The 24,365-nt window shown below is 68.0% G+C and carries 21 protein-coding genes, 1 tRNA gene and 1 pseudogene; 15 read left to right on the plus strand and 8 right to left on the minus strand.

The window, feature by feature from the left end; all coding sequences use genetic code 11:
- A partial coding sequence (locus GVY64_RS34100) for an integrase core domain-containing protein (protein WP_159850387.1) occupies positions 1–115 on the plus strand: 115 nt, incomplete at its 5' end.
- A gap of 14 nt (positions 116–129) precedes the next feature.
- Here the strand turns inward: GVY64_RS34100 and GVY64_RS34105 are convergent.
- Together GVY64_RS34105 and GVY64_RS34110 are read right to left on the minus strand one after the other, a co-directional pair.
- Complete coding sequence (locus GVY64_RS34105; RefSeq protein ID WP_159850389.1) at positions 130–543, minus strand: arsenate reductase ArsC; 414 nt, start codon at positions 541–543, stop codon at positions 130–132.
- Positions 544–900: 357 nt separating this feature from the next.
- Entirely contained in the window at positions 901–1,812 is a 912-nt protein-coding gene (locus GVY64_RS34110) for an oxygenase MpaB family protein (RefSeq protein ID WP_159850391.1), read from the minus strand.
- Positions 1,813–1,923: 111 nt separating this feature from the next.
- Here GVY64_RS34110 and GVY64_RS34115 point away from each other — a divergent pair, with 111 nt between their 5' ends.
- On the plus strand, positions 1,924–2,670 hold the full coding sequence (locus GVY64_RS34115) for an SIR2 family NAD-dependent protein deacylase (RefSeq protein WP_159850393.1): 747 nt from the start codon (positions 1,924–1,926) through the stop codon (positions 2,668–2,670).
- Positions 2,671–2,679: 9 nt separating this feature from the next.
- On the opposite strand, the gene GVY64_RS34120 is transcribed toward GVY64_RS34115, so the two are convergent.
- Both GVY64_RS34120 and GVY64_RS34125 read right to left on the minus strand, forming a co-directional pair.
- Entirely contained in the window at positions 2,680–3,978 is a 1,299-nt protein-coding gene (locus tag GVY64_RS34120) for a D-arabinono-1,4-lactone oxidase (RefSeq protein ID WP_159850395.1), read from the minus strand.
- A 54-nt stretch (positions 3,979–4,032) separates the two neighbouring features.
- Positions 4,033–4,713, minus strand: a complete 681-nt coding sequence (locus tag GVY64_RS34125) for a TetR/AcrR family transcriptional regulator (RefSeq protein ID WP_159850397.1) — start codon at positions 4,711–4,713, stop codon at positions 4,033–4,035.
- A gap of 117 nt (positions 4,714–4,830) precedes the next feature.
- On the opposite strand from GVY64_RS34125, the gene GVY64_RS34130 reads away from it, so the two are divergent.
- The 8 genes and pseudogenes from GVY64_RS34130 to GVY64_RS34165 all read left to right on the plus strand — a co-directional run bounded on the left by GVY64_RS34130 (position 4,831) and on the right by GVY64_RS34165 (position 13,972).
- Positions 4,831–6,327, plus strand: coding sequence for an MFS transporter (locus tag GVY64_RS34130; protein ID WP_159850399.1), 1,497 nt, complete (start codon positions 4,831–4,833; stop codon positions 6,325–6,327).
- Positions 6,328–7,044: 717 nt separating this feature from the next.
- A complete protein-coding gene (locus GVY64_RS34135) occupies positions 7,045–7,407 on the plus strand; it encodes a DUF190 domain-containing protein (protein ID WP_159850401.1) in 363 nt (120 codons plus the stop codon).
- Positions 7,408–7,481: 74 nt separating this feature from the next.
- Positions 7,482–7,697, plus strand: coding sequence for a hypothetical protein (locus GVY64_RS34140; RefSeq protein WP_159850403.1), 216 nt, complete (start codon positions 7,482–7,484; stop codon positions 7,695–7,697).
- Positions 7,698–7,744: 47 nt separating this feature from the next.
- A complete protein-coding gene (gene pgm, locus GVY64_RS34145) occupies positions 7,745–9,388 on the plus strand; it encodes a phosphoglucomutase (alpha-D-glucose-1,6-bisphosphate-dependent) (protein WP_159850405.1) in 1,644 nt (547 codons plus the stop codon).
- Positions 9,378–10,559: pseudogene (locus tag GVY64_RS34150) on the plus strand (MFS transporter); the annotation flags it as partial. The gene pgm and the pseudogene GVY64_RS34150, both read left to right, overlap by 11 nt.
- Positions 10,560–11,323: 764 nt before the next feature.
- On the plus strand, positions 11,324–12,061 hold the full coding sequence (locus GVY64_RS34155) for a DsbA family protein (protein ID WP_442939675.1): 738 nt from the start codon (positions 11,324–11,326) through the stop codon (positions 12,059–12,061).
- A 553-nt stretch (positions 12,062–12,614) separates the two neighbouring features.
- Positions 12,615–12,687: transfer RNA gene (locus GVY64_RS34160), tRNA-Ala, on the plus strand.
- Positions 12,688–12,982: 295 nt separating this feature from the next.
- A complete protein-coding gene (locus tag GVY64_RS34165) occupies positions 12,983–13,972 on the plus strand; it encodes an asparagine synthetase B family protein (protein WP_159850407.1) in 990 nt (329 codons plus the stop codon).
- A gap of 241 nt (positions 13,973–14,213) precedes the next feature.
- Here GVY64_RS34165 and GVY64_RS34170 read toward each other — a convergent pair whose 3' ends face one another.
- Positions 14,214–15,053: a LysR family transcriptional regulator gene (locus GVY64_RS34170; RefSeq protein WP_159850409.1), complete on the minus strand. Its 840-nt coding sequence runs from the start codon at positions 15,051–15,053 to the stop codon at positions 14,214–14,216.
- A gap of 105 nt (positions 15,054–15,158) precedes the next feature.
- On the opposite strand from GVY64_RS34170, the gene GVY64_RS34175 reads away from it, so the two are divergent.
- The 3 genes from GVY64_RS34175 (at position 15,159) to GVY64_RS34185 (ending at position 17,670) form a co-directional block, all read left to right on the plus strand.
- Complete coding sequence (locus GVY64_RS34175) at positions 15,159–15,884, plus strand: SDR family oxidoreductase (protein ID WP_159850411.1); 726 nt, start codon at positions 15,159–15,161, stop codon at positions 15,882–15,884.
- Between the two features lie 73 nt (positions 15,885–15,957).
- Entirely contained in the window at positions 15,958–16,881 is a 924-nt protein-coding gene (locus GVY64_RS34180) for an NADP-dependent oxidoreductase (protein ID WP_159850413.1), read from the plus strand.
- 114 nt (positions 16,882–16,995) lie between these two features.
- Positions 16,996–17,670, plus strand: coding sequence for a hypothetical protein (locus tag GVY64_RS34185; protein ID WP_159850415.1), 675 nt, complete (start codon positions 16,996–16,998; stop codon positions 17,668–17,670).
- 524 nt (positions 17,671–18,194) lie between these two features.
- On the opposite strand, the gene GVY64_RS34190 is transcribed toward GVY64_RS34185, so the two are convergent.
- Positions 18,195–19,085, minus strand: a complete 891-nt coding sequence (locus tag GVY64_RS34190; RefSeq protein WP_236567471.1) for a hypothetical protein — start codon at positions 19,083–19,085, stop codon at positions 18,195–18,197.
- A gap of 180 nt (positions 19,086–19,265) precedes the next feature.
- Here GVY64_RS34190 and GVY64_RS34195 point away from each other — a divergent pair, with 180 nt between their 5' ends.
- Complete coding sequence (locus GVY64_RS34195; RefSeq protein ID WP_159850417.1) at positions 19,266–20,690, plus strand: MFS transporter; 1,425 nt, start codon at positions 19,266–19,268, stop codon at positions 20,688–20,690.
- 223 nt (positions 20,691–20,913) lie between these two features.
- Entirely contained in the window at positions 20,914–21,735 is an 822-nt protein-coding gene (locus tag GVY64_RS34200) for a DUF1206 domain-containing protein (RefSeq protein ID WP_159850419.1), read from the plus strand.
- Positions 21,736–21,741: 6 nt separating this feature from the next.
- Here the strand turns inward: GVY64_RS34200 and GVY64_RS34205 are convergent, their stop codons facing one another.
- Together GVY64_RS34205 and GVY64_RS34210 are read right to left on the minus strand one after the other, a co-directional pair.
- Complete coding sequence (locus GVY64_RS34205) at positions 21,742–22,632, minus strand: class I SAM-dependent methyltransferase (protein ID WP_159850421.1); 891 nt, start codon at positions 22,630–22,632, stop codon at positions 21,742–21,744.
- Positions 22,633–22,646: 14 nt separating this feature from the next.
- The gene (locus GVY64_RS34210) at positions 22,647–24,011 is read right to left on the minus strand and encodes a flavin monoamine oxidase family protein (protein ID WP_159850423.1); all 1,365 of its coding nucleotides are present in this window, start codon (positions 24,009–24,011) and stop codon (positions 22,647–22,649) included.
- Positions 24,012–24,365: the final 354 nt, after the last annotated feature.

Here is a 24,365-nt window from a genome sequence, read left to right on the forward strand (position 1 = left end):
CAGCAACACCGAACGCGCCGCAGCCCTTGCACCGTGGATCGAGTACTACAACACTCGACGACGCCACAGTGCACTCGACGGTCATCCGCCCATCAGCCGACTGCAACCAACCTGATGGCCGGGTACACCCTAGCGCGCGGGCGCCGGGACCAGTTCGGCGATCAGGTTCTCCACCAGGATGCGGATGTGGTCGCGAATGGTGCGCACCACGTCGATGGTCTGGTCCGCGGGATCGGGCAGCATCCAGTCGCGGTAGCTGATGCCGGGGAAGAACGGGCAGGCATCGCCCGCGCCCATGGTGACCACCACATCGGAGATGCCGATCGCGTCCATGGTGAGCGGCTTGGGGGTATGGCCGGAGATATCGATGCCGATTTCGGCCATGGCGTCCACCACCGTGGTGTTCAGGGTCTCGGCCGGCGCGCTGCCCGCCGACCGTACGTCGAACCGTTCACCCGCGAGTGCGGTGAGGAACCCGGCAGCCATTTGCGAGCGGCCCGCGTTGTGCTCGCAGACGAACAGCACACTGGGCTTGTGGGACATGGGAACGCCTTTCGATGTGCAAGGTGGAGCATCGTGTGCTGGCCACCGGACCGGCTGTCCGGCTGTCGTGAACGAAACGCTTTCGCAGCGTACGAGATACGTATACCAGCGCGCCGTGAATCGTTACGGCGCGCGGTGCTCGACCGCGCGTGCGAGTGCGGCGCTCGCAGGTCAGCGGCCCGAATCCGGTACCGCGCGGCGTCCGCGGCCCCCGGAGCGTCGGAGCGGACCGGACGGTAGCGCAAGAGTATCGGGCTTGCACACACCCGTACCCCGGTCGACGTGGGTCGACCGGGGTACGGGTATGCGTCGGCGAAGACGAATCCCGGGCATTCGGGAACGTATTCCCGGCCGGGATCAGATCGGACGCAGGTCGATCATTTTGCGCAGCCGCTGCCGGTCGCGTTCGAGGCGGCGCGCTTCGTAGGCGATCGGGAAGTAGCGCAACCGTTCCGGCAGCAGCGGGACCAGCCGCGCGATCAGCCAGCCGAGCACGCGCAGTTTGCGTTCGTCGGTCGCGGTCCAGGTCAGCCCGAGCTTCCGCCGCGCGACCTCGGGCGTGGTGCCCACCGTCACGAAGTACTGCAGCCAGCCGATCGGCGCCACCGCCGCCTTCCAGGCGGGACGCAGCGCGCGTGGCAGCTGCTTCGGCGGAGCGACGGAGCGGATCACCCGCAGGTAGTCGCGCGCGGTATCGGTGGCGACCAAGTGGTTGGCGACGGTGTCTTCGAAGAACTTCTCGAACTCGCTGTAGTTCGCGGGAATCTCCTTGGGCGCCACCGAGAAGTTGCGCAGCAGCTGCAGCGTCTCCTGGAAATACGCCTCCTTGTCCGCCGCGGTGAGCGGGCGCTTGGCGAAGTACTTGGCGCTCTCGGTGAAGGCGAACGTCCCGGTGTGCAGCACCCAGGCCCACGGGGCGCTGGACAGCGCGGTGTGCCGCACGCCGTTGGCGTCGGTGGTGTTCAGCGACGCGTGCAACTCGCGCAGACGGTCGGCTTCGGCGAGCGCCTCTTCGCCGCCGTAGACCCACATCATCACCGATGCCAGGCTGCGCATGGCGCGGCCCATCGGATCGGTGCGGAAGGTGGAGTACTCGTCCACCACGGCCGAGATCGTCGGCTCCATGGTCTGCAGCAGGAAGGCCGAGCCCGCCGTGAGGGAGAAGGTGACCAGGCCGGTCTGTTCCCACATCTGCGTGCCCGGTTCGATCGGGCGGCGAGGCGGCAGCGTGCGCGCGCCGGTGGATTCGCGTGCGACGGACGCGGTCATCGTGATCTCCCTTGATCGGCCGAACTCAATACAATGAGATGATAACCCTACAAATCTCTCATCGTCTATCGGTGATCGGCCATCGCGTCGGTGCCCCTAGGCTGTGCAGATATGACGACCGAGTGGCGCAGTCGTACCGGCCGGATCGGGGTCCTCACGGGCGCGGGCATCTCCACCGATTCGGGCATCCCCGACTTCCGCGGGCCGCGGGGTGTGTGGACCAAGGATCCGATCGCCGAACTGCTGTCGACCTATCAGAACTATGTGGCCGACGCGGGCCTGCGGGAGCGGGCCTGGCTCGCGCGCCGGGACAATCCGGCGTGGCAGGCGGTGCCCAATGCCGCGCACAATGCCCTCGCCGACCTGGAGCGCGCCGGCCGAGCGGTCACCATCATCACCCAGAACATCGATCGCCTGCATCAGCGGGCGGGGTCGTCGCCGGAGCGGGTGATCGAGATCCACGGCAACATGTTCGAGGTCGTCTGCATCGAGTGCGACTACCAGACCTCGATGTCCGCGACCTTGGAGCGGGTGGCCGCGGGTGAGCCCGACCCGCCGTGTCCCGGCTGCGGTGGCATCCTCAAGGCCGCCACCGTGATGTTCGGGCAGCAGATGGACCGGCGCACCGTGACCAAGGCCGCGCTCACCGCCGAGACGAGCGACATCTTCCTGGCCATCGGCACCTCGTTGCAGGTAGAGCCGGCCGCGTCGATGTGCTCGATCGCGGTGCGCGCCGGCGCAGATCTGGTCATCGTGAACGCCGAGCCGACCCCGTACGACGCCATGGCCACCGAGATCATCCGCGAGCCCATCGGCACGGCCGTGCCCCGCTTGGTCGCCGAAATCCTCGCCGCCTGACGCCGGGGCTCACCCGACCGGGCCGAGCACCCGATCGAGGTAGGAGTTGGCGAAACGCCCCTTCGGGTCGAAGCGACGCCGCACCTCGGCGAACCGATCCCACTCGGGATAGCGGCCCCGCAGGGTCGCGGCGGTCTGGAAATGGCGTTTGCCCCAGTGCGGGCGGCCCTGGTAGCGGTCGAACACCGCCTCGCAGGCGCGGAAGTACGGCTCGAAATCCATGCCCCGGTATTGGTGCACCGCGATGTAGCAGGTGTCGCGGCCGCCCGCCGGGGAAAGGAACGCGTCGTCGGGCGCGACCCACCGCACCTCGATGGGCATCGGGGTGTGGAATCGAGTGCTCAATTCCTTGATCTCGCGAATCGCGTCGACGGAGTGCTCGCGCGGGATGGCGTACTCCATCTCGGTGAAGCGGATCAGGCGCGGCGACGCGAACACCCGATAGGAGCGGTCCACCTGGCGCCGGTAGCTGCCCGCGTAGGCGGCGCTGCGCTGGATGAAGGGGACCAGGCGCGGCTGTCTGCGGCTCACTCGGCACAGCGCGTCGAACACGTGGTTGGACATCAGGATGTCGGCGAACCAGTCCACCGCCTTGGGGCGCGGCTGCTCGGGCAGGGTGACGCGATTGTTGCGCTTGGTCATGGCCAGCGGGCTGTGCGCGAACATGTAGAACTCGAAATGATCGTTGCCGTCGACGAACGAGTCCAAGTCGGCCAGCACCTCGTCCACCGGGATCGGTCGCTCGATGCCCTCCAGCACGAAGGACGGCACCACGCGTAGCGTCACCGCGGTGACGACGCCCAGCGCGCCGATGCTGACCCGCGCCGCACGCCAGCCATCGGGATCGGTGTGTTCGTTCAGCTCGACCAGGCTTCCGTCGGCGAGCATCAACTCCATCGAATGCGCTGCGGCGGAGAGGTTCTGCAAAGTCGCGCCGGTGCCGTGGGTGGCGGTGGCGATCGCGCCCGCGACGGTCTGCACGTCGATGTCGCCCAGGTTCGGGAAGGCGAGGCCGTGCTCGTGCATGGCGGTGCTGGCCGCGTTCAGGCTGATGCCCGCCTCCACCCGGACCAGGCCCTCGGCCCGGTCGACGTCGAGCACCCGGTTCAGTTTCGCCAGGCTCAGCAGCGTGCCATCGGTCAGGACGGCGTCGGTGAACGAATGGCCGGTGCCGGCGACGCGCACGTTCCGGCCGTCGGCTTCGGCGTCGGCGAGCAGGCCGGCCACCTCGTCGACGGAGTGCGGCGTGGCGATGAGCGCGGGCGCGCACCGTTGATCGCCCGCCCAGTTCACCCACGAATTGGTCATGTGACCAACTTTACGGGAGCGGGCGTGACGCGCGCTACTTACGGTGCGATTTCGCTACCGCTTGCGCCAGCCGCAGGTCAGTTGCTGCTTCGCCTGCTCCACCTCGTCGTCGGTGAGCGGGGGGACGGCGAGATGCTGGCGCGGCGTCCGGTCGCCGCGCACGCCGTTCAGCATGATGGCCATATAGCGTTGCCACACGTCGGGATTGACCGGCTTGGCGAACTCCGCGAGGGCGTCGACCATGTGCACCAGCGCGAAGAAGTCCGAGGGCTCGATGCCGTCGGCCAGCACGCCGGCGTCGCGTGCGCGCGCGCAGATGGCGGTCACGGTGGGTTTGATGCGATCGCGCACGACTGTGAACCGGTCGGTCTCGTCGTCTTCGAGTTCGAGCATGACTTCGCTGAACCCGCGGTTGGTGGCCAAGTGCCGACAGGCGTACTCGAAGAACTCGACGAGTCCGAACCAGGGGTCGGGGTGCCGGTGGGCGGCGTCGGCCGCGTCGGCGAAATCGTTCAGGTTCTGATCGAAGACCTCGACGATCAGTTCCTTCTTGTTCGCGAAGCGGCGGTACACCGTGCCGACGCCCACGCCCGCGCGCTCGGCCACGTCGTCGAGGGTGATCTCGAGTCCGTGATCGGCGAACAGTTCCCGCGCCGCGGCGATGATCCGCTGCTGGTTACGCGCGGCATCGGCCCGCAGGCGCCGGGGAGGGGAGGCGACCGTGGCGTGATTCACACCCTCATTCTATCAAGCTCGGGGATTAACCGGAGGCGTTGTCTCCGTTATGGTGGTAACTTCTTCAGGTAAGCGGAGGAGAATCCTCCGGATCATAGCTCGAGACAAAGGGGACACATGACTACCGCCATCGACCGTGGGGCCCTCGCCCCCGAGCGGACGGGAAGTGGGCGGCGCGGCTCGCACGCCCTGCGCTGGTGGGTGCTCGCCGTCCTCGGCGTCGCCCAGCTCATGGTCGTGCTCGACGCGACCGTGGTGAACATCGCGCTGCCCGCCGCGCAGCAGGATCTCGGCTTCAGCGACGGCGATCGCTCCTGGGTGGTCACCGGCTACGCCCTGGCGTTCGGCAGCCTGCTGCTGCTCGGCGGACGCCTCAGCGACCTGTTCGGCAGGCGCAACACCTTCATCATCGGTCTGGTCGGCTTCGCGGTGGCCTCCGCCATCGGCGGTGCGGCCACCAGCTTCGAGATGCTCGTCGCGGCCCGGGTGGGGCAAGGCGTCTTCGGCGCCCTGCTGGCGCCCGCCGCGCTGTCGCTGCTGACCGTCACCTTCACCGAACCGTCCGAGCGAGCGAAGGCGTTCGGCATCTTCGGCGCCGTCGCGGGCACCGGCGGCGCGATCGGCCTGCTGCTGGGCGGCGCGCTCACCGAGTGGGCCTCGTGGCGCTGGGTGATGTTCGTGAACCTGGCCTTCGCCGCCGTCGCCCTGGTGGGTGCGGTGCTGCTGCTGGCCAAGCATGCCGCCACCGAACGGCCCAAGCTCGACATCCCCGGCACGGTCGTGGTCACCGCGGGCCTGTTCGGCATCGTCTACGGGTTCTCGCACGCGGAATCGGACGGCTGGACCAACGGCGTCACCCTCGCCTTCCTGCTCGGCGGCGCGGCGCTGATCGCGGTGTTCGCCTGGCTGGAGACCAGGGTCGCGCACCCCCTGCTGCCGATGCGGATCGTGCTCGACCGGATGCGCGGCACCTCCTATCTGACGGTGTTCGTCATGGGCATCGGGATGTTCGCGATCTTCCTGTTCCTCACCTACTACATGCAGCTGACCCTGGGATACTCGCCGATCCTGACCGGCGTGGCGTTCCTGCCGATGGTCGCCGCCATGGTGGCCTCCTCGACCACCGCGCCGTCCTTGCTGCTGCCGAAATGCCCGAAGATCGTGGTCAGCGGCGGCTTCCTGATCGCGGCGGCGGGGATGGCCTGGCTGACCCGGATCGGCCTGGACACCGGCTACGTCACCCACATCCTGCCCGCCCTGATCCTGCTGGGTCTCGGCCTCGGCGGGGCGATGTCGACCGCCTTCCAGGGCGCCACCTCGGGCGTGCAGCACGAGGACGCGGGCGTGGCCTCGGCCATGATCAACACCAGCCAGCAGGTCGGCGGGTCGATCGGCACGGCGCTGCTGAGCACCATCGCGGCGTCCGCGGCCACCGATTACCTGTCCACCCGCACCCCGGACCCGCTGACCATCGCCCAGTCCGCGATCGAGAGCTACATCACCAGCTTCTGGTGGGCCACGGCGATCTTCGTGGCGGGCGGCATCCTCACCGCGGTGCTCATGCCGAGCGCCGCTCCGGTGCCCGCGGAGGGAGAGCCGGTGCTCGCGCACTGATCCGAGTGCGCCACTGCCGACCTGGTGCACAGCGGCCGCCGCTTCCGCGACTCCGTCGCAGGGGCGGCGGCCGTCGTCGATGGGCGGGGCTCGCGCGATCTCGTCCCCGGCGCGGGCCGTGTATCGCGGGGCGATCGAAGCCGTGGCACTGTGATTGCCGGTCGACCGCTGGAAGAGGCCGATTCCGTGTGGAGGCGAACCTTTCCGTGGTAGGAAACGGTGCAATCGAAGTCCGATCGGCGTCGTGCACGACACGCGGTCCCCGTCCGCTGTGCGCGGCAAAGTGCTCCCCAGTCACCACTATTGGTGCAAAATACGAGGTAAGTAGCGGTGGCGGGCTTGGCTGAACGCCACCGGCATTGTGCTCGACCCGGTCTCGTGCAGAGGTGAGCGGTCCGCTGTCCGGCCTACGCGGTACAGGTCATGGGATGCCCGGCACTCGGAATCCCGATGATTCCGGCCGCTTCGGCGCGGGTAGCCAAGAGACTGCTGCGCACCCTTCTCGGCATCGGCGTACCCGGCGGTCGCACCACCCTCTCCACCCTGTCCGCGAGGTTCGTAGACTCCTCGGACCGGGCGCGGCACTCCCGCGCCCGTCCGCCTCGGGGAGTGGCGGTCGGCGTAGCCGGGACGGCGGAGCCCGGTGCGGGCATGGCACGGTGGGTACCTGGTTCGGCTCGGCGATCGACGGGAACGGCACACGGAAGGGGGCAGGCAATGAGTGGTTCGCAAGCGGGCGCCGCCACGGCGGGACGATGGCGCCCCGCGGCGCGGCTCACCGTGCTGCTCGACGAGGACGACAAGTGGCGGCACACGCCCCTCTATCACGAGATCGTGCGCCGGGCCAGAGATGCCGGCCTGGCGGGCGCCAGTGTGTGGCGCGGCATCGAGGGCTACGGCGCGTCCTCGCATGTGCACACCACTCGCATTCTGGATGTCGCCGACCACCTTCCGTTGCTGCTGATACTGGTCGACGAGCCGGAACGCCTGCGCGCCTTCGTCGAACGGAACGCCGAACTGTTCACCTCCGTCAACGTCACTCTGTCGCCGGTGGACCAGTGGCAGGAAGGTGAGCGATGAGAAGACCGCGCGGAAAGTCCGATACCCGCCGATCTTCCACGGACCGCAGGGCACCAGCCCTTTTCGCCTCGCCGATGCCGCCGCACGGGGCGGCCGTTACCATTGTCGGTTCGGCGCGGCTCGGCGATCTGAGCGGCGCGTCGGCGGGCGCTCGGCCGCTCGCCGCCGCGGAAGCGGGCTTCCGCACCGTGCCGACCACGTTCAGCATGTACGGCTGCGAGACGTTCCGGCAGGTGGCCGAGCGGGACGTGGCCGTGGGGTCGGCGGTGACCGGGTGGTCGTGGACATGATCCTCATGACGAGCCGGGCGCAGCCGATACGGAAGGGAGACCCGAGCATGGCCCACGATCGAGCCGGGCGTCCCGCACGTCCCACCGATCTGGAAGACATCGCCCATCTGGTGACGGCGTACTACAGCCGGGTGCCGGACACGCGGGATCCGGCTCAGCAAGTGGCGTTCGGCACGTCGGGACATCGCGGCTCCAGCCTGGACGGCGCCTTCAACGAAGCGCACATCCTGGCGATCACCCAGTCGATCGTGGAGTACCGCGCCACCCGGGGCATCACCGGGCCGGTCTATCTCGCCAGGGACACGCACGCCCTGTCCGAGCCCGCCTGGACCACCGCGCTCGAGGTGCTCGCCGCCAACGACGTCACCGCGGTGATCGACGCGCGCGACCGTTACACGCCCACGCCCGCGCTCAGTCACGCTGTGCTGCGCCACAATCGGGGCGGCGCCAAGCATCAGGCCGACGGCATCGTGGTCACCCCCTCGCACAATCCGCCGCGCGACGGCGGATTCAAATACAACCCGCCGCACGGCGGCCCGGCCGACAACACGGCCACCGACGCCATCGCCGCCCGCGCGAACGAACTGCTGCGCGACGGGCTCACCGGGGTCAAGCGCACCACGCTGGAGCGCGCGCTGGCCACCGGCGTCGAGCGGTACGACTACCTCGACCACTACATCGAGGACCTGCCCAACGTGCTGAACCTGGACGCGATCCGCGGCGCGGGCATCCGGCTCGGCGCCGACCCGATGGGTGGCGCCAGTGTCGACTACTGGGAGGAGATCGGCCAGCGCTACGACCTCGAACTCGAGGTGGTCAATCCGTTCGTGGATCCCACCTGGCGGTTCATGACGCTCGACAGCGACGGCAAGATCCGGATGGACCCGTCCTCCCGCTACGCGATGGCCGGGCTGGTCGCGATCAAGGACGACTACGACATCTCCACCGGCAACGACGCCGATGCCGACCGGCACGGCATCGTCACGCCCGACGGCGGGTTGATGAATCCGAACCACTTCCTGGCGGTGGCCATCGAATACCTGGTCGCCAACCGGATGGGCTGGGACGCGCTGACCAAGATCGGCAAGACCGCCGTGACCTCGTCCATGATCGACCGGGTGGTCTCCGTGCTCGGCCGCGATGTGCACGAGGTGCCGGTCGGATTCAAGTTCTTCGTTCCGGGATTGTTCAGCGGCAGCCTGGCCTTCGGCGGCGAGGAGAGCGCGGGCGCGTCGTTCCTGCGGATGGACGGCACGGTCTGGACCACCGACAAGGACGGCATCCTGCTCGCGCTGCTCGCGGGCGAGATCGCCGCGGTCACCGGCCAGAGTCCGTCGGCGCGCTACGTCGAGCTCGAGCGCCGCTACGGCAGCCCCGCCTACGCGCGGATCGACGCGCCCGCCTCCGCGGAACAGAAAGAGCTGCTCGCGAAGTTGACTCCGGACATGATCACCACGAAGGAGATCGCCGGGGAACCGGTCACCGCCGTGCTCACCAGGGCGCGGGGCAACGGCGCGCCGCTGGGCGGACTGAAGGTGACCACGGAGAACGCGTGGTTCGCCGCTCGCCCCTCCGGCACCGAGGACAAGTACAAGATCTACGCGGAGTCGTTCCACGGTCCCGAGCACCTCGCCGAGGTGCAGACGGCCGCGGAGGAACTGGTGGGGCAGGCGCTGACCGGTGACCGGTAGATCCAAGCCCCTGCCCACCGAGATCTGGGTGCTGGTCGGGGGCGCTTTCGTCATCGCCATCGGCTTCGGCTTGGTCGCCCCGGTGCTGCCGCAGTTCGCCCGCGGATTCGGCGTCGGCGTGGCGGCCGCCTCGGCCATCGTCTCCGCGTTCGCCCTGATGCGGTTGCTGTTCGCGCCGGTGAGCGGGCGGTTGGTGCAGCGGCTGGGGGAGCGGTCGGTCTATCTCGGCGGGCTGCTGATCGTCGCGGCGTCCACCGGCGCCAGCGCGCTGGCCCAGAGTTACTGGCAGCTCATGGTGTTGCGGTCGCTCGGCGGCATCGGCTCGACGATGTTCACCGTCTCGTCGCTGGCGCTGGTCATCCGGATGTCGCCGCCGGAACAGCGCGGCCGGGTCTCCGGACTGTGGTCCACCAGTTTCCTCGTCGGTTCGGTGAGCGGGCCGCTGGTCGGTGGCGGGTTGTCCGGGCTCGGGCTGCGCTGGCCGTTCGTGATCTACGCCGTGGCGCTGTTCCTGGTCAGCGTGGTGGTGCACCTGAGCTTGCGGCATTCGGAACTGGCCGCGCCGGAGCCGGCCGGTGGGGTGCGGATGATGTCCTTCCGGGAGGGTTGGGCGCGGCCGGAGTACCGGGCGGTGCTGCTGTCGAATTTCGCCAATGGCGCCGCCGTGTTCGGCGTCCGGATGGCGTTGGTGCCGTTGCTCGTCGTCGAGGTGTTGCACCAGGCGCCGGGGATGGCCGGTGTCGCGTTGACGGTGTTCGCCGCGGGCAACGTCGCGGTGCTGTTCGCCTCCGGGCGATTGTCCGACCGATGGGGGCGCAAACCGTTCGTGGTCGTCGGCTCGCTGGTGTGCGCGGCGGGCACGGCGGGGCTCGGCCTGGCGACCGACCTGCCCTGGCTGCTCGCCACCTCGTTCCTGGCCGGGCTCGGCTCCGGCCTGTTCACGCCGGCTCAGCAGGCAGCCGTCGCCGACGTCATCGGGCCCAAGGCGCGCGGTGGACCGGTGCTCGCCGGTTTCCAGATGGCCGCCGACCTCGGCACCGTCATCGGACCGGTCGCCGTGGGCGCCGTGGCCCAGCAGTTGTCCTACGGTCTGGCCCTCGGGGTGACCGGCGCGCTGCTCGCCGTCGTCGCGCTCGTCTGGGCCGTCGTGCCCGAGCCGTTGCGGCGGGGAGCTCCGGTTCACGCGGACATTCCGTCCGAACGGCAGGACGCCGAACGCCGACCGGATCGGATCGAGCGCGCGGTGAGCGAGGTGGCGGCCGCGCCGGTAGCCGACAGTCCGGTGCCCGCGGTGGCCGAGCCAGGGGCCGGAGTGGGTGATCGTGCGCAGGACGTGAGCGATTCGCGCGCGGTGGCCGGTCATGCCGAATCGGAGCCGGATGGTGTCGGCGCGGTGGCGCAAACCGAAAGTTCGGCTGGTCGTCCTCGGGCTGTGATCGGCGATCGCCGCAGCGCCGAATCCAGCCCTGTGCTGACCACGAGTACCACGGTCGTCGGCTCGGACGGGGCGGAGCCGGCCGCTCCGGGGCGGCCGATGTCCCGCCGCAAGCGTCGGCGGCCGGAGCGGCGTACCCGCCGGGGGCGCTGAGAGCAGGTGATGGTCGGCGGCCGGCCGCGGTAGTCCGGTCGGTGCCGTTCTCCCATCGCTGGTGCCGCGCGGTGGGCACCCCGTTCCCGGAACAGTCGCTGATGTCCGTCGGTGAACTGCCATGTGGGCAAGCGACAGGGGCTCTTTTACGGAGGTAACGGCTGTCGCGACGCGGAGCGCGGAAGCCCGAAACCCACCCTCGGGGATGTGACGGTGGTGGAGGTGTGGGCGAACCGACCGCGTGGCCGATGCCGGATCCGCTGGAGTCGGTGCCGATGCGCGCGAACAGGCCGTCGGATGACTGGCCCGGCGGTGGGGATGGCGGTTCGTTGCGGCAAAGTGTCCCTGTGAGCGAATCGCGTTCGAAGTACACCCCCAGGCCGATGTCCAGTGCGACCACCTATGCCCTCGGTGCGGTCGCTCTCGTGGTGATCGTGTTGATCGTCATCGCGGCGATTCGCTGGGGGCGCGACGACGCGGCCGTTCGCAACGACGGCTACGGTTCGGTGCGCGATCCCGCGGTGCACTCGCAGCTCGAGCCGAACGGTGCGATTCTGCTCGGCCGACCGGACGCGAAGAAGACCATCGACATCTTCGAGGACCCGCTGTGCCCGGGCTGCGGCAGCCTGGAACGCATCTACGGCCAGGAGATCGCGCAGCAGATCGATGAGGGCGCGCTGGCGGTGCGCTATCGCCTGGTGAACTTCCTCGACGCGCGCTCCCGGAGCAAGGACTATTCGACCCGCGCCGTCGCCGCGAACCAGTGTGTGGCCGAATCGGGTTCCGGTCCGGTCTACTCGAAGTTCCACACCGAACTGTTCACCACGAAGCGTCCCAGCGAAGGCGGCGCGGATCTGAGCAACGACGAGCTGGCGGCGATCGCGGGCGACGCCGGAGCTACCGAATCGGTCCGGCAGTGCGTCGCGACCGGCGCCAAGGTCGACTCCGCGCGCGCCACCGCCATGGCGCAGGCGGCAGCGCTCGGCGAGGCCCTGGGCGGCTCGGCGGCCACACCCGCAGTCTTCGACGGGACGACGAAGGTCGACACCAACGACGAGAACTGGGTGGTCTCGCTCACCAAGTGAGTGGTGGGCGGTTCGTGGCTCGAGCCAACGGATCCGGAGGAGTTCGAATCCGGTCTCACCACGAGGTGCGGACGCTCGATGAACGGAAAGGGCCGGAACGTCGACTCCACCAAATCGACGCCCCGGCCCACTCGACGGCACGACCCGACATCCCCAGCCCCCGAGATCGTCGCTCGCCGAGTTTTCGGTTGGCTTGGGGCCGGGCAGCGGCTCCACCTGCCGCTGCCCGGCCCGCGCACTCGACAGTGCGATCCGGCCCCCTGCCCCTAGACCGCACCTCGAGAGGTCTCACTTCCGCCCGCCTGGCTCCACCGAGGTGACCGCCGGACACCCGGAACGGGCAAAACAGCAACCCCATCTGCTCCGTCCGTTCCGAGCGTCCACCGGCTCTCGCCCCTCACCCCACACTCTAGAAATTCACTCGAACACATGTTCGATACTAAGCCTCCCGCTCCGTCTTGTCACCCCCTGAATCGGGGCGATTTGGTTGGCGACATACCGTTGGTGTAACTTCATTCAAGCGCGGCGGGGACGCCCGGAGCGCAACCAACCAGGGGCTATGGCGCAGCTGGTAGCGCACCACACTGGCAGTGTGGGGGTCAGGGGTTCGAGTCCCCTTAGCTCCACGGGAACATCAGGTCAGGCTCGGTTTCAACCGGGCCTGACCTGTTTTATCTTGCCCCTCTCACGTGTTCCGCGGTCAGGCGGCTGGGGTGGATCGCCGGGCAGATCGACACGATATTCGGTGGCGGTGAGCTGCTGACATCCACAGCGGCGACTTTGTCGTCCGCTGGTCAAGGGTTTTCCGCGTGCCCGCGCGCCAGGCGGGCATCGATGTCCTCGGCCATATGCGGGCACTCGGTCGCGGGATTGTCGCGGTGGCAGTGCAATGTGTGCTCGAGATACGCCCTGGCTACCGGTGTGCTGAACCGGGACGAGCGCGGCCGGCTCGCGACGTATTCGATCGACTTCGAGGGAAACCGGGACAACTTCCAGCCCAGCGCGGTCCGCCCGGAACAGGACACCCCGTTCGCGCGGATGGTGGCACGGCACGTGCGCAGCGACCACACCGAGTTGCTGCTGCGCACCGACGAGGTGATCAAGGCCCGGTCCGAGGTATTGCGTGCCCGCGACCTGCCCGGCCTCGCCGACACCAACGCCGCCCAATACCTGTTGTTCCGCGAGGTCGAGAGGCACTCGACGGTGGCACTGTCCGGCGAGTCGGCCGACGATGTGTTCGGTGGCTACCTATGGTTTTTCGATCGGCGGATGCTCGACGCCGCCACGTTCCCGTGGGCGGTCTCGGTGGCCGCGTTCGAGCCGATACTGAATCCCGAGCTGTGGCGGTTGCTGCGGCCGCACGAGTACATCGCCGACCGCTACGCGCAGACCATGGCCGAAGTACCGGTGCTGGACGGTGAGGTACCGGCCGACGCGCGAATCCGGGAAATGTTCTACGTCAACCTGACTCGATGGCTGACCATGCTGCTGGACTTCAAGGACCGGATGAGCATGCGAGTCGGGCTCGAGGTCCGAGTGCCGTTCTGCGATCACCGGCTGGTGGAGTACCTGTGGAACACCCCGTGGGCGTTCAAGACCGCCGATGGGCGGGTCAAAAGCTTGTTACGGAACGCGGTCGCCGACCTGCTGCCGACTCCGGTGCTGGACCGGAAGAAGACCTCGTTCCCGGTCAGCCAGCACCGGGCCTACGAACAGGCGCTACGTCAGGAGATGCGGGCCGAACTCGCCGACCCCGACTCACCGATACTGCCGCTGGTGCGCCGGGAGGCCGTGCTCGACCTGCTGGCCGGCCCGCTCGGCGCGCAGGGCATGTGGCGCTCCGCGGACACGCTGTCGTTCCTGTTACAGATCGCCGAATGGCTGCGCGTCTATCACATCAGCATCCGATGAGACGGCTGGACCGCCAACCGGAACGTGAGGGCGTCGCACCCATGCTCTCCCAGCAGGGTCCTCGAACGATGCTCATTCGATCCAGCCCGTCGGCACGCTCCGATAGTGACTATCGCGCTTGCCATGACGGGACTCCATCATGATCGCGCCCCCAGCGGGAGGGGATTCACAGTGGTGTCGCACGTCCTGGATACCGCGGCTCGATTGTTCGGAGAACGCGGCGGGCGAACAGTGGTGCCGGTTAGAGGCGCGTCGCGGTGTGGACGAGGTCGGCAACGGCTTTGGATCTGCTGTGTGGTGGCCAAGCGATGACGGTCGTGACGGCCGGTGCGTCCGGCACGGGCACGACGGCATGATCATCGCGGAGCTGGGTTCGCAGCGACTCCGGCACGACCGCGCAGGCCAGTCCGAGCGCGATCAGTTGGAATAGTTGGGTATGGTCGCGCACCTGCGGGCCGGGGCCGTCCGGATAGCTGCCATCCGGTCCAGGCCAGCGCGGCAGTGGCAGGTTCGTCAGTGTGTCGACCTCGGCCAACGGCACATGCGCCCGGTCGGCGAGGGGATGACCCGCAGGCAGGACCACGACCTGCTGTTCGGTGTGCAGATCCTCGGTGTCGAATCCGGCTGTCGTGTCGTAAGGCCGGTGGAGCAGAGCAACGTCGGCACGCCCGGTGCGCAGCAGACTTTCCGGCTGGCCCGGCCCGCACAGCATCACCTCGACTGCCACGGCGCCCGGTTCGGCGGCGTAGGCGTGCAGCAGCTTCGACAACAGTTCGCTGGACGCTCCGGCCTTGGTGGCCAGCACCACACCGGGCTGGTCGGCCGCGGCGCGGCGGGTTCGCCGCTCGGCGGCTTCGACCGCGTCGAGCGCGGTCCGGGCCTCCCGCAGCAGCACCGCCCCGGCCTCGGTCAAGGCGATGGCGCGAGCGGTGCGGTGCAGCAGGACGACTCCGAGCCGCCGCTCGAGCTGCTGGATGGCTCGCGATAGTGGTGGTTGCGCGATCGCGAGCCGTTGTGCCGCCCGCCCGAAGTGCAACTCCTCGGCGACGGCGACGAAGTATCGCATCTCCCGCGTCTCCACCGGGTCATGGTATACGGCGCTGACCACGATCAATACCCGTGCGGTATCGCCGCCCACCCGATCGGTCTTGGACGCCGCACCCGCAGCCGCAGCAGGATCGGCGGTGTGAGTGAACAGACGATCGCGCTGGTGACCGGCGCGAACAAGGGAATCGGATATGAGATCGCCGCCGGCCTGGGCGCGCTCGGCTGGCGAATCGGTGTGGGCGCGCGCGATCGGCAACGCCGCGACACCGCGGTGCAGAAACTGCGCGCGGCCGGGACCGATGCGTTCGGTGTGCCGCTCGACGTGACCGACGACGCAAGTGTGGCCGCGGCGGCCGAATTGATCGCCGACCATGCCGGAGGGCTCGACGTCCTGGTCAACAACGCCGCGATCACCGGCGGTATGCCGCAGACATCGACCACGGTCGATCCCGCGACCGTGCGAGTTGTCGTGGAAACAAACGTGATCGGGGTCATCCGAGTCACCAACGCGATGCTGCCGATGCTGCGCGCCTCGGCCGCACCGCGGATCGTCAACATGTCCAGCAGCGTCGGCTCGCTCACCCTGCAAACCACGCCCGGCATCGACATGGGCCCGGTTCCCGCCGCCTACCTGGCGTCGAAGACCTTCCTCAACGCCCTCACCATCCAATACGTCAAGGAACTGAGCGACACCAACATCCTGATCAACTCCGGCTGCCCCGGTTTCACCGCCACCGACCTCAACGGCTTTCGCGGCGTCCGTACACCGCGACAGGGCGCGGCCATCGCGATTCACCTCGCGACCCTGCCCGACGACGGACCGACCGGCGGATTCTTCGACGACGCCGGAACGGTGCCCTGGTGACGGGCACACCGGTGCCCACCATTCCCGTTCTCGAGGCCGGCCGCGCGTCGCGCATCGGAGGAGAAGCAAGACCATGACAAAGGCAGTCAGGTACGACCAGTTCGGCGGAATCGAGGTCTTGCGGATCGACGACGTCGACCGCCCCGTGCCTGACGACGGGCAGGTCTTGGTTCGGGTGAAGGCGGCAGGCATCAACCCCGGTGAGGCGGCCATCCGCACCGGCGCGATGGCCGACATCTTTCCCTCGACATTTCCGTCCGGGCAAGGCAGCGATCTCGCCGGGGTTGTCGCCGAGGTCGGCGCCGGAGTCGACCGATTCTCGGTCGGCGACGAGGTGATCGGGTTCTCCGAGAAGCGGGCCGCCCAGGCCGAGTTGGTCCTGGTCGACGTCGACAACCTCACACCCAAACCGAAGAACGTCTCATGGGAGGTGGCGGGCGGCCTCTACGTCGCCGGCGTGACCGCTTGGGGGGCAGTACATTCCATGCGACTCGACAAGGGGGAGACCGTTGTCGTCTCCGCGGCAGCCGGAGGAGTCGGCTCGCTCGCCGTTCAGCTCGCGCGCCGTGCCGGGGCCACGGTCATCGGCGTGGCGAGCGAGCACAACCACGAGTGGCTGCGAAGCCACGGCGTGATTCCCGTCGGTTACGGTGACCGCGCCATCGACCGGATCAAGGTCGCCGCGCCGTGCGGCATCGATGCCTTCATCGACACCCACGGCGGCGGGTACGTCGAACTGGCCCTTGCCCTCGGCGTCGCGGTCGAGCGGATCGACACCATCGCCGATTTCGCAGCGGCCGCGAAGTACGGAGTCAAGACCGAACCCGGGACGAACGCCAGGCCGGGTGCCGAGGTACTCGGAGAATTGGCCGCTCTGATCTCCGAAGGACACCTCGAAGTCCCGATCGCGAACGTCTACCCGTTGACACAGGTCCGCCAGGCCTACGCCGAACTCGAACGCGGGCACACCCACGGCAAAATCGTGCTCGAGCCCTGACCTGTACCAGCACAATGCAGCCCGCTGTCGGGACTGTCCAGTCGGCCATCCTGCGGACCGCTCCAACCCGACGACACATCCGATACTCGGTATGTGCGGATATCCTGCGCCGCAGTGGATCCCATGACGCCGAGCGCCTGCGGCATACGGGTGCGTGAGGCGGGTTCAACCGCCCGACGGGCATGGATGAAACTCGAACCGGTAGATGAGCTCGGGGTTCGACCGAGCATTGTGCCGGTATGGTTGGGTGATCAATCCGGGGAGGACCACGGCATGGCGCAGCTTCGGCATCGGATCGACGAAATGACCGATGACTCGGGGTTCCTCGGTCTTGTCGACCCACACGCGTACACGTCGTTCGTGGGCGAAGACTGGACCTTGGAGATGCTGTTCGAGCGCGTCGAATCAGCGATGCGGCAGCGGACGATGCTGCTCTGGGGAACCGGCGGTGAGGAGCGATGGCGGATCGAACTTTCGGATTCGCCGGTAGATCCGCGGCTGCCGCTCATCAAGCAGATCTCCGGCCCCATCACCGTGACCCGCGGTGAGCTGGTCGTCGTCAATTTGGACACGGTTACCATGGCTGCCCAGTTCGCGGACTCCGCCGTGGACGACGACAAGGATATCTACGGGTCTGGTATCGAACTCCCAAACGGTGACTACATCTGCACCATCAGTCAACTCACCGATCCCGAAGATGGTCGGACACATGAAGGCCCCGACTTCCACCTCCAGCTGTTAGCTGGACGAACCTCACCTTGGTTCGCAGTCGCATGGTCCGAGCTATGACGCTCCGACGGAATACCGTCGCGGAGCTGAAGGGGCGATCGTCGGTCGCGCAGCCTTTTCCCTGCTCAATCGTCTGCTCGGGCGTGGCGGACCGCCTCGGGCGCAGGGGCCCGGAATCTGCGTTGCCGCCGTTCGATTTGACGTTCTGACGAGCGGGTCAGGGGTTCGAGTCCTCTTCGCTCCACTCGGACAAGAGGCCAGGTCCGGAATCCGGACCGCCTTCGTCGTTGCCCTCATCCGGCCAACGCTGTCGGGTGGACCGCTCGTGACGGCCATCGTGGGTGCTCGGCGTCGATGACGAACATATGCGTGTGCTCGTAGTGGCGTTCGTCGATCCGGATGGCATCGGTGAGCCGATCCGGCGGGAAGGGCTCCTTCGGGGAGCGGATTGGAACAACGAGGTGATCATCTCGGAAGCACTTCCTCGGATGGAGTAGGCGGGGCGGGGCGCGAATCGATGGACAGCGGCAGTGCATGGGATCTCCCTCGGGCGGTCGGGGGCTCGGCGGAAACCGGTCCGATGGTCAGTGTTGGCCGGGTGCGTGGGCAGGCAGGGTGAAGGCCGCCGTGCGGACGGTTCGCTCGTGCTTGAAGTCGAGGAACAGACGGTAGGTCCCGGGTCCGGGCGCGGCGGTGTGGAAGGTGATATCCGGGCCGGGGGCGGTCACTCCGTCGCCCGGCTCGCCGTTCGGGTGGACGTGGACGTAAGCCAGGTCGCCGGCCCGGATGACGACGAGGTGTCCGAAGGCCGCTAGGTAGGGCTGCAGGTCCGTGACCGGGGCGCCGTCCTTGCGGACGGTGAGGGCGAGTAGACCCCCATCGCCCGTGGTCAGTTCGCCGCGCAGTTCGACCTCGTAGCCATCCACGACGGTGATGCGGGCCGGGGCGGGGACCGGGAGCGGGGCATAGTTTCCGGCGAGGGCGAGGTCCGCTCCGAGAGTGATGGTGCGGCCGAGCTCGCGGGGTGCGATATCGGTGAAGACTCGGTAGGCGCCTGCCTCGGGCAGGTCGAGACGCACCGACCAGGTGCCGTCGGCGCCGAGCTGCGGATGGACATGCCAGAAGCCGGTCAGTTCCCGACGCACAACGATCAGATGCAGGTCTCGGTCGTGGATGGGGGCGTAGTCGGTGACGGGCCGCCCGTCCGGACCGGTGATGCGGAACCGGAAGTCGATCTCGCCCGGCTGCAGCACGGTGTCCTCCAGTTCGAGCGAGTACCCGTCCTGGGTGATCAGCAGCCCACCGGGAAAAGTCGGAGCGTCGTGATGGGAATGTCCGGTGGCATCGGCTGGGTGATGGCCGTTGTGCGCCTGACCTGAGCTGTGATCGGCAGGGGCGGCAGCGTGTCCGCCGTCTGCCCCGTGGTGCCCGTGGGTGGCGTGCAGGGTGTCGTGGAGATGGTTCGAGGTGCTCATCGTCGTGATCTTCCTGTTGTCGTCGGCAGCGGGACATCGAAACCGTATACCCCCTACGGGTATGCTGCAAGTCGTAGTTGTCGCCCTTTTCAGCGCATGACGCAGGCTTGACATCCGGATACCCTAGGGGGGTATGGTGACTCGCCCGTTGAGTTTCTCGATACCGAAAGGCGAATCGAAATGTCTGTCGGAACTGCGCCGTCCACGCGAAAGTGGCTGGCGCTCGCGGTGATTGCCGCTGCTCAGTTCATGGTCATCATGGACACCTCGATCATCGGCATCGCACTGCCGAAGATGCAGACCGAACTAGGGTTCTCCCAGGAGAACTTGACCTGGGTCTTCAATGCCTACGTCGTTGCCTTCGGCGGATTGTTGCTGCTCGGAGGACGACTATCGGACCTGTTGGGTGCCCGCCGGGTGTTCGGAGCGGGCTGGCTGGTCCTGCTCGTCGGCTCGCTGATCGCCGGCGCGGCGGGCACTGTGGGCGTCGAGCTCGCCGGCCGCGCCGTGCAGGGTGCCGGCGCGGCACTGATCGCGGCTTCGGCGCTGACATTGCTCATGATGCTGTTCGGGTCCTCGCCGCAGGAGCTGACGAAGGCCCTCGCTGTTTACGGCGCAGCGGCCCCGGCCGGTGGTACCGCGGGCGTCTTCCTCGGCGGCGTCATCACCGAGTACGTCAGCTGGCCCTGGGTCTTCTACATCAACGTCCCGATCGCGATTCTCGCTTTGATCGCCGTCCCCGCTCTGATGCCGACGGCGCCTGCGCGTTCGGGTTCGGTCGACCTGCTCGGAGCGGTCTCGGTGACGGCCGGATTGGCTGTGGCCGTCTACGGAATCGTGCGGGCGCCCGAGGTCGGCTGGAATTCCGGACAGACCTGGGTTGCCCTCGGCGCGGCGGCCGCGTTGCTCGCCGGTTTCGTCTTGGTTCAGTCCCGGCGCAACGAGCCTCTGATGCGTCTGGGCATCTTCGCGGCGCCGAACCTCGCTGCCGCCAACATCGCGCAGCTGCTACTGGGCGCGGCGTGGGTACCGATGTGGTTCTTCCTGAATCTGTATCTGCAGCAAGTGCTGGGCTACAGCGCATTTCCCTCCGGTGCGGCGCTGCTGCCGATGACAACGTTGATCATGCTCGGAATGATCGTCCTGGCTCCGCGGGCGATGCGGCGCTTCGGCGCCAAGCCGATGATCGTGACGGGCTTGGTGGTGCTGGGCCTGGGTCTGGGCATCATGGCGCTGGTGCGTCCGACCGGCAACTTCTGGGCTGATGTGCTGCCCGCCTCGCTGGTGGCCGCAGCAGGCATGTCCTTGGCGTTCATTCCGTCGCTCGGTACCGCCATCTCCGCGGCGCGACCCGAGGAGGGTGGTCTGGCCTCCGGCATCGTCAATGTGAGCTACCAGGTCGGTTCCGCTCTCGGCTTGGCCGCGATGACGGCGGTTGCGACCGCCTACGGCACGGATGATCTCGGTGATCTGCCGAGGCTGACCGACGGCTTCTCCGCGGCTTTCCTGGGCGCGGCTGTCATCGCCCTCGCGGGCGCCGGTATCGCAGCGGGCACCATGCGAAGCCCAGCGCCTGCACTGGTATCCGAACCGTCTGAGAGATGACCCTGAGGAGTATTCAGACGCTTCGAAGCCGGGCCTGGTCGCAGGGGATGCCAACGATATCCGCTACGACCAGGCCCGGCGCGTGGAGACCCGCCCCTCTACGCGATGTCGATCTCTCCCTGGCGTGATTCGGGCGGTAGCCGTGTGCTTTTTCCGCGGAGATGGGTAACCGCTCGATGTTCTGTGAGCGGCCCCGGCCGAAGCACCCGTACGGAGAAGCACCATGACTCAGACGAACTATTCGCGCGCCTCGTCCACCGCCGAGCGGATCGCGCAGAACGGCGTGTTCGCGGGGCTCGCTCGCGCGGGCTACGTCATGTCCGGGCTCGTCCACCTGCTCATCGGCTATATCGCCATTCGGCTCGCGTTCGGCGGCGGGGGCAGCGCGGATCAATCCGGGGCCATGGCGGAGCTGGCCGACAAACCCGGCGGCGCCCTCACCCTCTGGGGGGCCACGGTCGCGTTTCTGCTGATGGCGCTGTGGCGGCTGGTGGAGACGATGTTGGGCCACGCGTCCAAACCCGCTTCCGACAGCAAGAAATCCGAAGCGTTCGATCGCGTCAAAGCGTTCTCGCTGTTCGTGGTCTACCTGGGATTGGCGGTCACCGCGTTCCGTTTCGCCCAGGGAAGTGGGCAGTCGAGCAGCAGTCAGAGTGTCGGACTCACCGCACGCCTGATGCAGCACACGGCGGGAACGGTCGCTCTCGTGGTGGGCGGGCTGGTCGTCATCGGGGTCGGCGGCTACCACGTGTACAAGGGCGCGAGCCAGAGCTTCCTCGACGATCTCCGCGGCAGCCAGGGCGCCTTCGTGCGGCGGCTCGGCACCGTGGGATACATCGCGAAGGGCTTGGCCGTCGCCGCGGTCGGACTGCTGGTGATCCTCGCCGCGACGCAATCCGATCCGAACAAGTCCGCCGGGCTGGACGGCGCCATCAAGACGCTCGGCGCGCAACCGTTCGGCATGGCTCTGCTCCTCGTCGCCGGGCTGGGCATCATCACCTACGGGCTCTACAGCTTCGTCATGGCCCGCAGCGCCAAGATGTAGCGAGGGCTAGCGCTGCGCGATCAGCAGCCTCGGCTGCCGCCACAGGTCGTCGAGGTCGTCGGGGAGGTCCGGCACCGAGCGCCCGTAGGACGCGGCCAGCTCGCCCGGGCTGAAGCGCCGCACCGACCAGCCGTGATCGGCCAGCCACTGCGCTGGATCGGCCCGCTCGTCGTCGTAGAACAGCTCGGCCGGATCGACGTCGCCGAACGGGTTGTAGCGATCGAAGTACTTCGCCTCGATACTCGCGAAACGTTTGACGTCGGCGCCCGCCACGAAGCTCTCCACAGCGAGGCGACTGCCGGGTGCGGACAGTTCATCGATGTGCTGGAACAACCGGTCCTGCGCCGCACCGGGAAGGTAGGGCAGCAGCCCCTCCGCCGACCATGCGGTGGGTGCGCCGGGATCGAATCCCGCGGCACGCAGCGCAGCGGGCCAGTCGTCTCGCAGGTCCACGGCCACCGTCCGCCGATCGGCCTTCGGCCGCGCACCGTGCTCGGTGAGGACCCTCTCCTTGAATTCCAGGACTTTGGGCTGATCTATCTCGAAGACGGTGGTTTCGGCGGGCCAGTCGAGGCGATGCGCCCGCGCGTCCAACCCCGCGGCGACGATCACGGCTTGCCGGACGCCCGCCGCCGCGGCCGCGGAGAAGAAATCGTCGAAGAACTTCGTGCGGAAGCCCATGAACCCGGGGACCAGCGGAATACCGTCGAGCGGGGAGGGGTCCGCCAGCAGCTCGGTGAAATGCGGATGACCCGAAGCCGCGACGAACAGCGGCGCGTACTCGTCCCGGATCAGTGGATCGGGCGAAGCCGCTTCCAGCGCCCGAAACGTCGCCACGCCCAACGCGGTCAGCCCCACACTGCTGACGATGTCCCACACGTCTCCCTCGGTTCGCATCACCGCACCGCCCTTCAGCCCACCGCGGCTGTCTCGTGTTCCATCACTTCGCTGGCCGCGCGTTCGCCGGAGCGGACGGCCCCGTCGATCCAGCCGCACATGACCGCGGAGCTCTCCGTGCCCGCCCAATGGATGCGGCCGCACGGCTCGCGCAGCGCACGGCCGAACTCGGTGAGAACACCGGTCGGCGCGTGACTGAGCATCCCGCCGCCGGAGTAACGCTCGGCGCTCCAGTTCTGCTCGACGAAGTCGACTGGGGTGCCGGCCTTGCGTCCGAAGCGCTCCACGAGTGCGTCGAGGACGGCGCGCCTGCGCTCGGTGTCGTCGAGCCGGCCGACCTGCCGCGCGATGGGTCCTTCGATGACGACGCACAGCACGCCCGGGTGCCCGGTGTCCCCGCACGCATCGATGGTGACGGTCGCAGGCGAACCGGGAGCGACGGACTGTCCCGACAGGCCGTCGTCGCGCCAGAACGGCTCGTCGTAGACGACGGAGGTCTTGATGATCGAGCCGCTCGGCATGCGCTGGTGCAGGAAGGAGCGATCGGCGGGCAACATCGGCCGGTAGGAGATCTGGCTCGCGATCGCGAGGGGAACGGCCACGATCGCCCGGCGTGCGCGCACCGTCATGCCGGTCGCGCGGACCATCACCCCTTCGTCGTCCTGGTGGATACAGCGGACGGGCTGGGAGAGGTGGATCGAGTCGCCGAGTTCGGCCGCCATCGGCCGGTAGATCGCGCCCATCCCCCCGATCGGCCGGGCGTCCTGCGCCGCGTCCTTGACGCCGAGAACGAAGCTGGGCCCGCCACCCGAGGCCATCTGGAACAGCACGAAAAGCAACGACACCTCCGAAGCCGCCGAGGTGTAGCAACCCGCTATGGCGGTCTCCAGCAGATCGTGCGCGGGTTTGGACAGGACATTGGTTTCCAACCAGTGCGCCAGACTGACCTGATCCCATTTGTCGGCCTTCTTCGCCGCCCACGGCGCTTCCAACGGAACCGCCTTGCACATATGCCCCAGCTCGAGGAACACCGCGCCCAGGTTCATCGCTGCCCACGGGCTCATGGTCCACGGAATCGTGCCCGTGTAGCGGTGCTGCTTGCCGTCGACCACCATCATGGCCTCGCCGTCGGTGTACTGCTTGTAGCTCCGCACTCCGAACTCGGTCATCAGCGCCTGGACGCGGTCTTGACCCGGCCCGATCCAGGCGCCGCCACGGTCGATCCACGCCCCGTCGTCACGCATCTCGGTGAACGTGCGTCCGCCCAGCCGGTCGCGGGCTTCCAGCAGCGCCACCGATCGGCCCATCTGTTTCAGCCGCAATGCGGCCGTCAATCCCGCGAATCCCCCGCCGATTACGCAAAAGTCGACGTCTGTCATGGCGTGCCGTCCTCGGGTCGCAGTTCTGCGCACGGCCGCCGTTTTCCCTGCGCTGGACCGGCGCACTCGGCACAGCGGGTGCGATTAGCCTTCGATCAGGTTCACGCGTCGAATCTCGGGCAATTCTATAGCAAATAGCGCGGACCGGTCACTTCGATGCGTTTCCGGTGCAGGCGCCGGGCAAGCTGCCTAGGCTCACGAATCTTGCTGCCCGATCGCCTGGAGCTTTCTCGATGACGACGTCCCCGTCCTCCGCACACAGTCGCGCACCGCACGGTTCGCCGATCGACACCGACGGCCCGCGAATTCCCTTGTATTCCATAGAGTTCGCGGCGGACCCGCACAGTGCTTATC

This window comes from Nocardia sp. CY41 (genome assembly GCF_009829325.1).
Lineage (GTDB): Bacteria > Actinomycetota > Actinomycetes > Mycobacteriales > Mycobacteriaceae > Nocardia.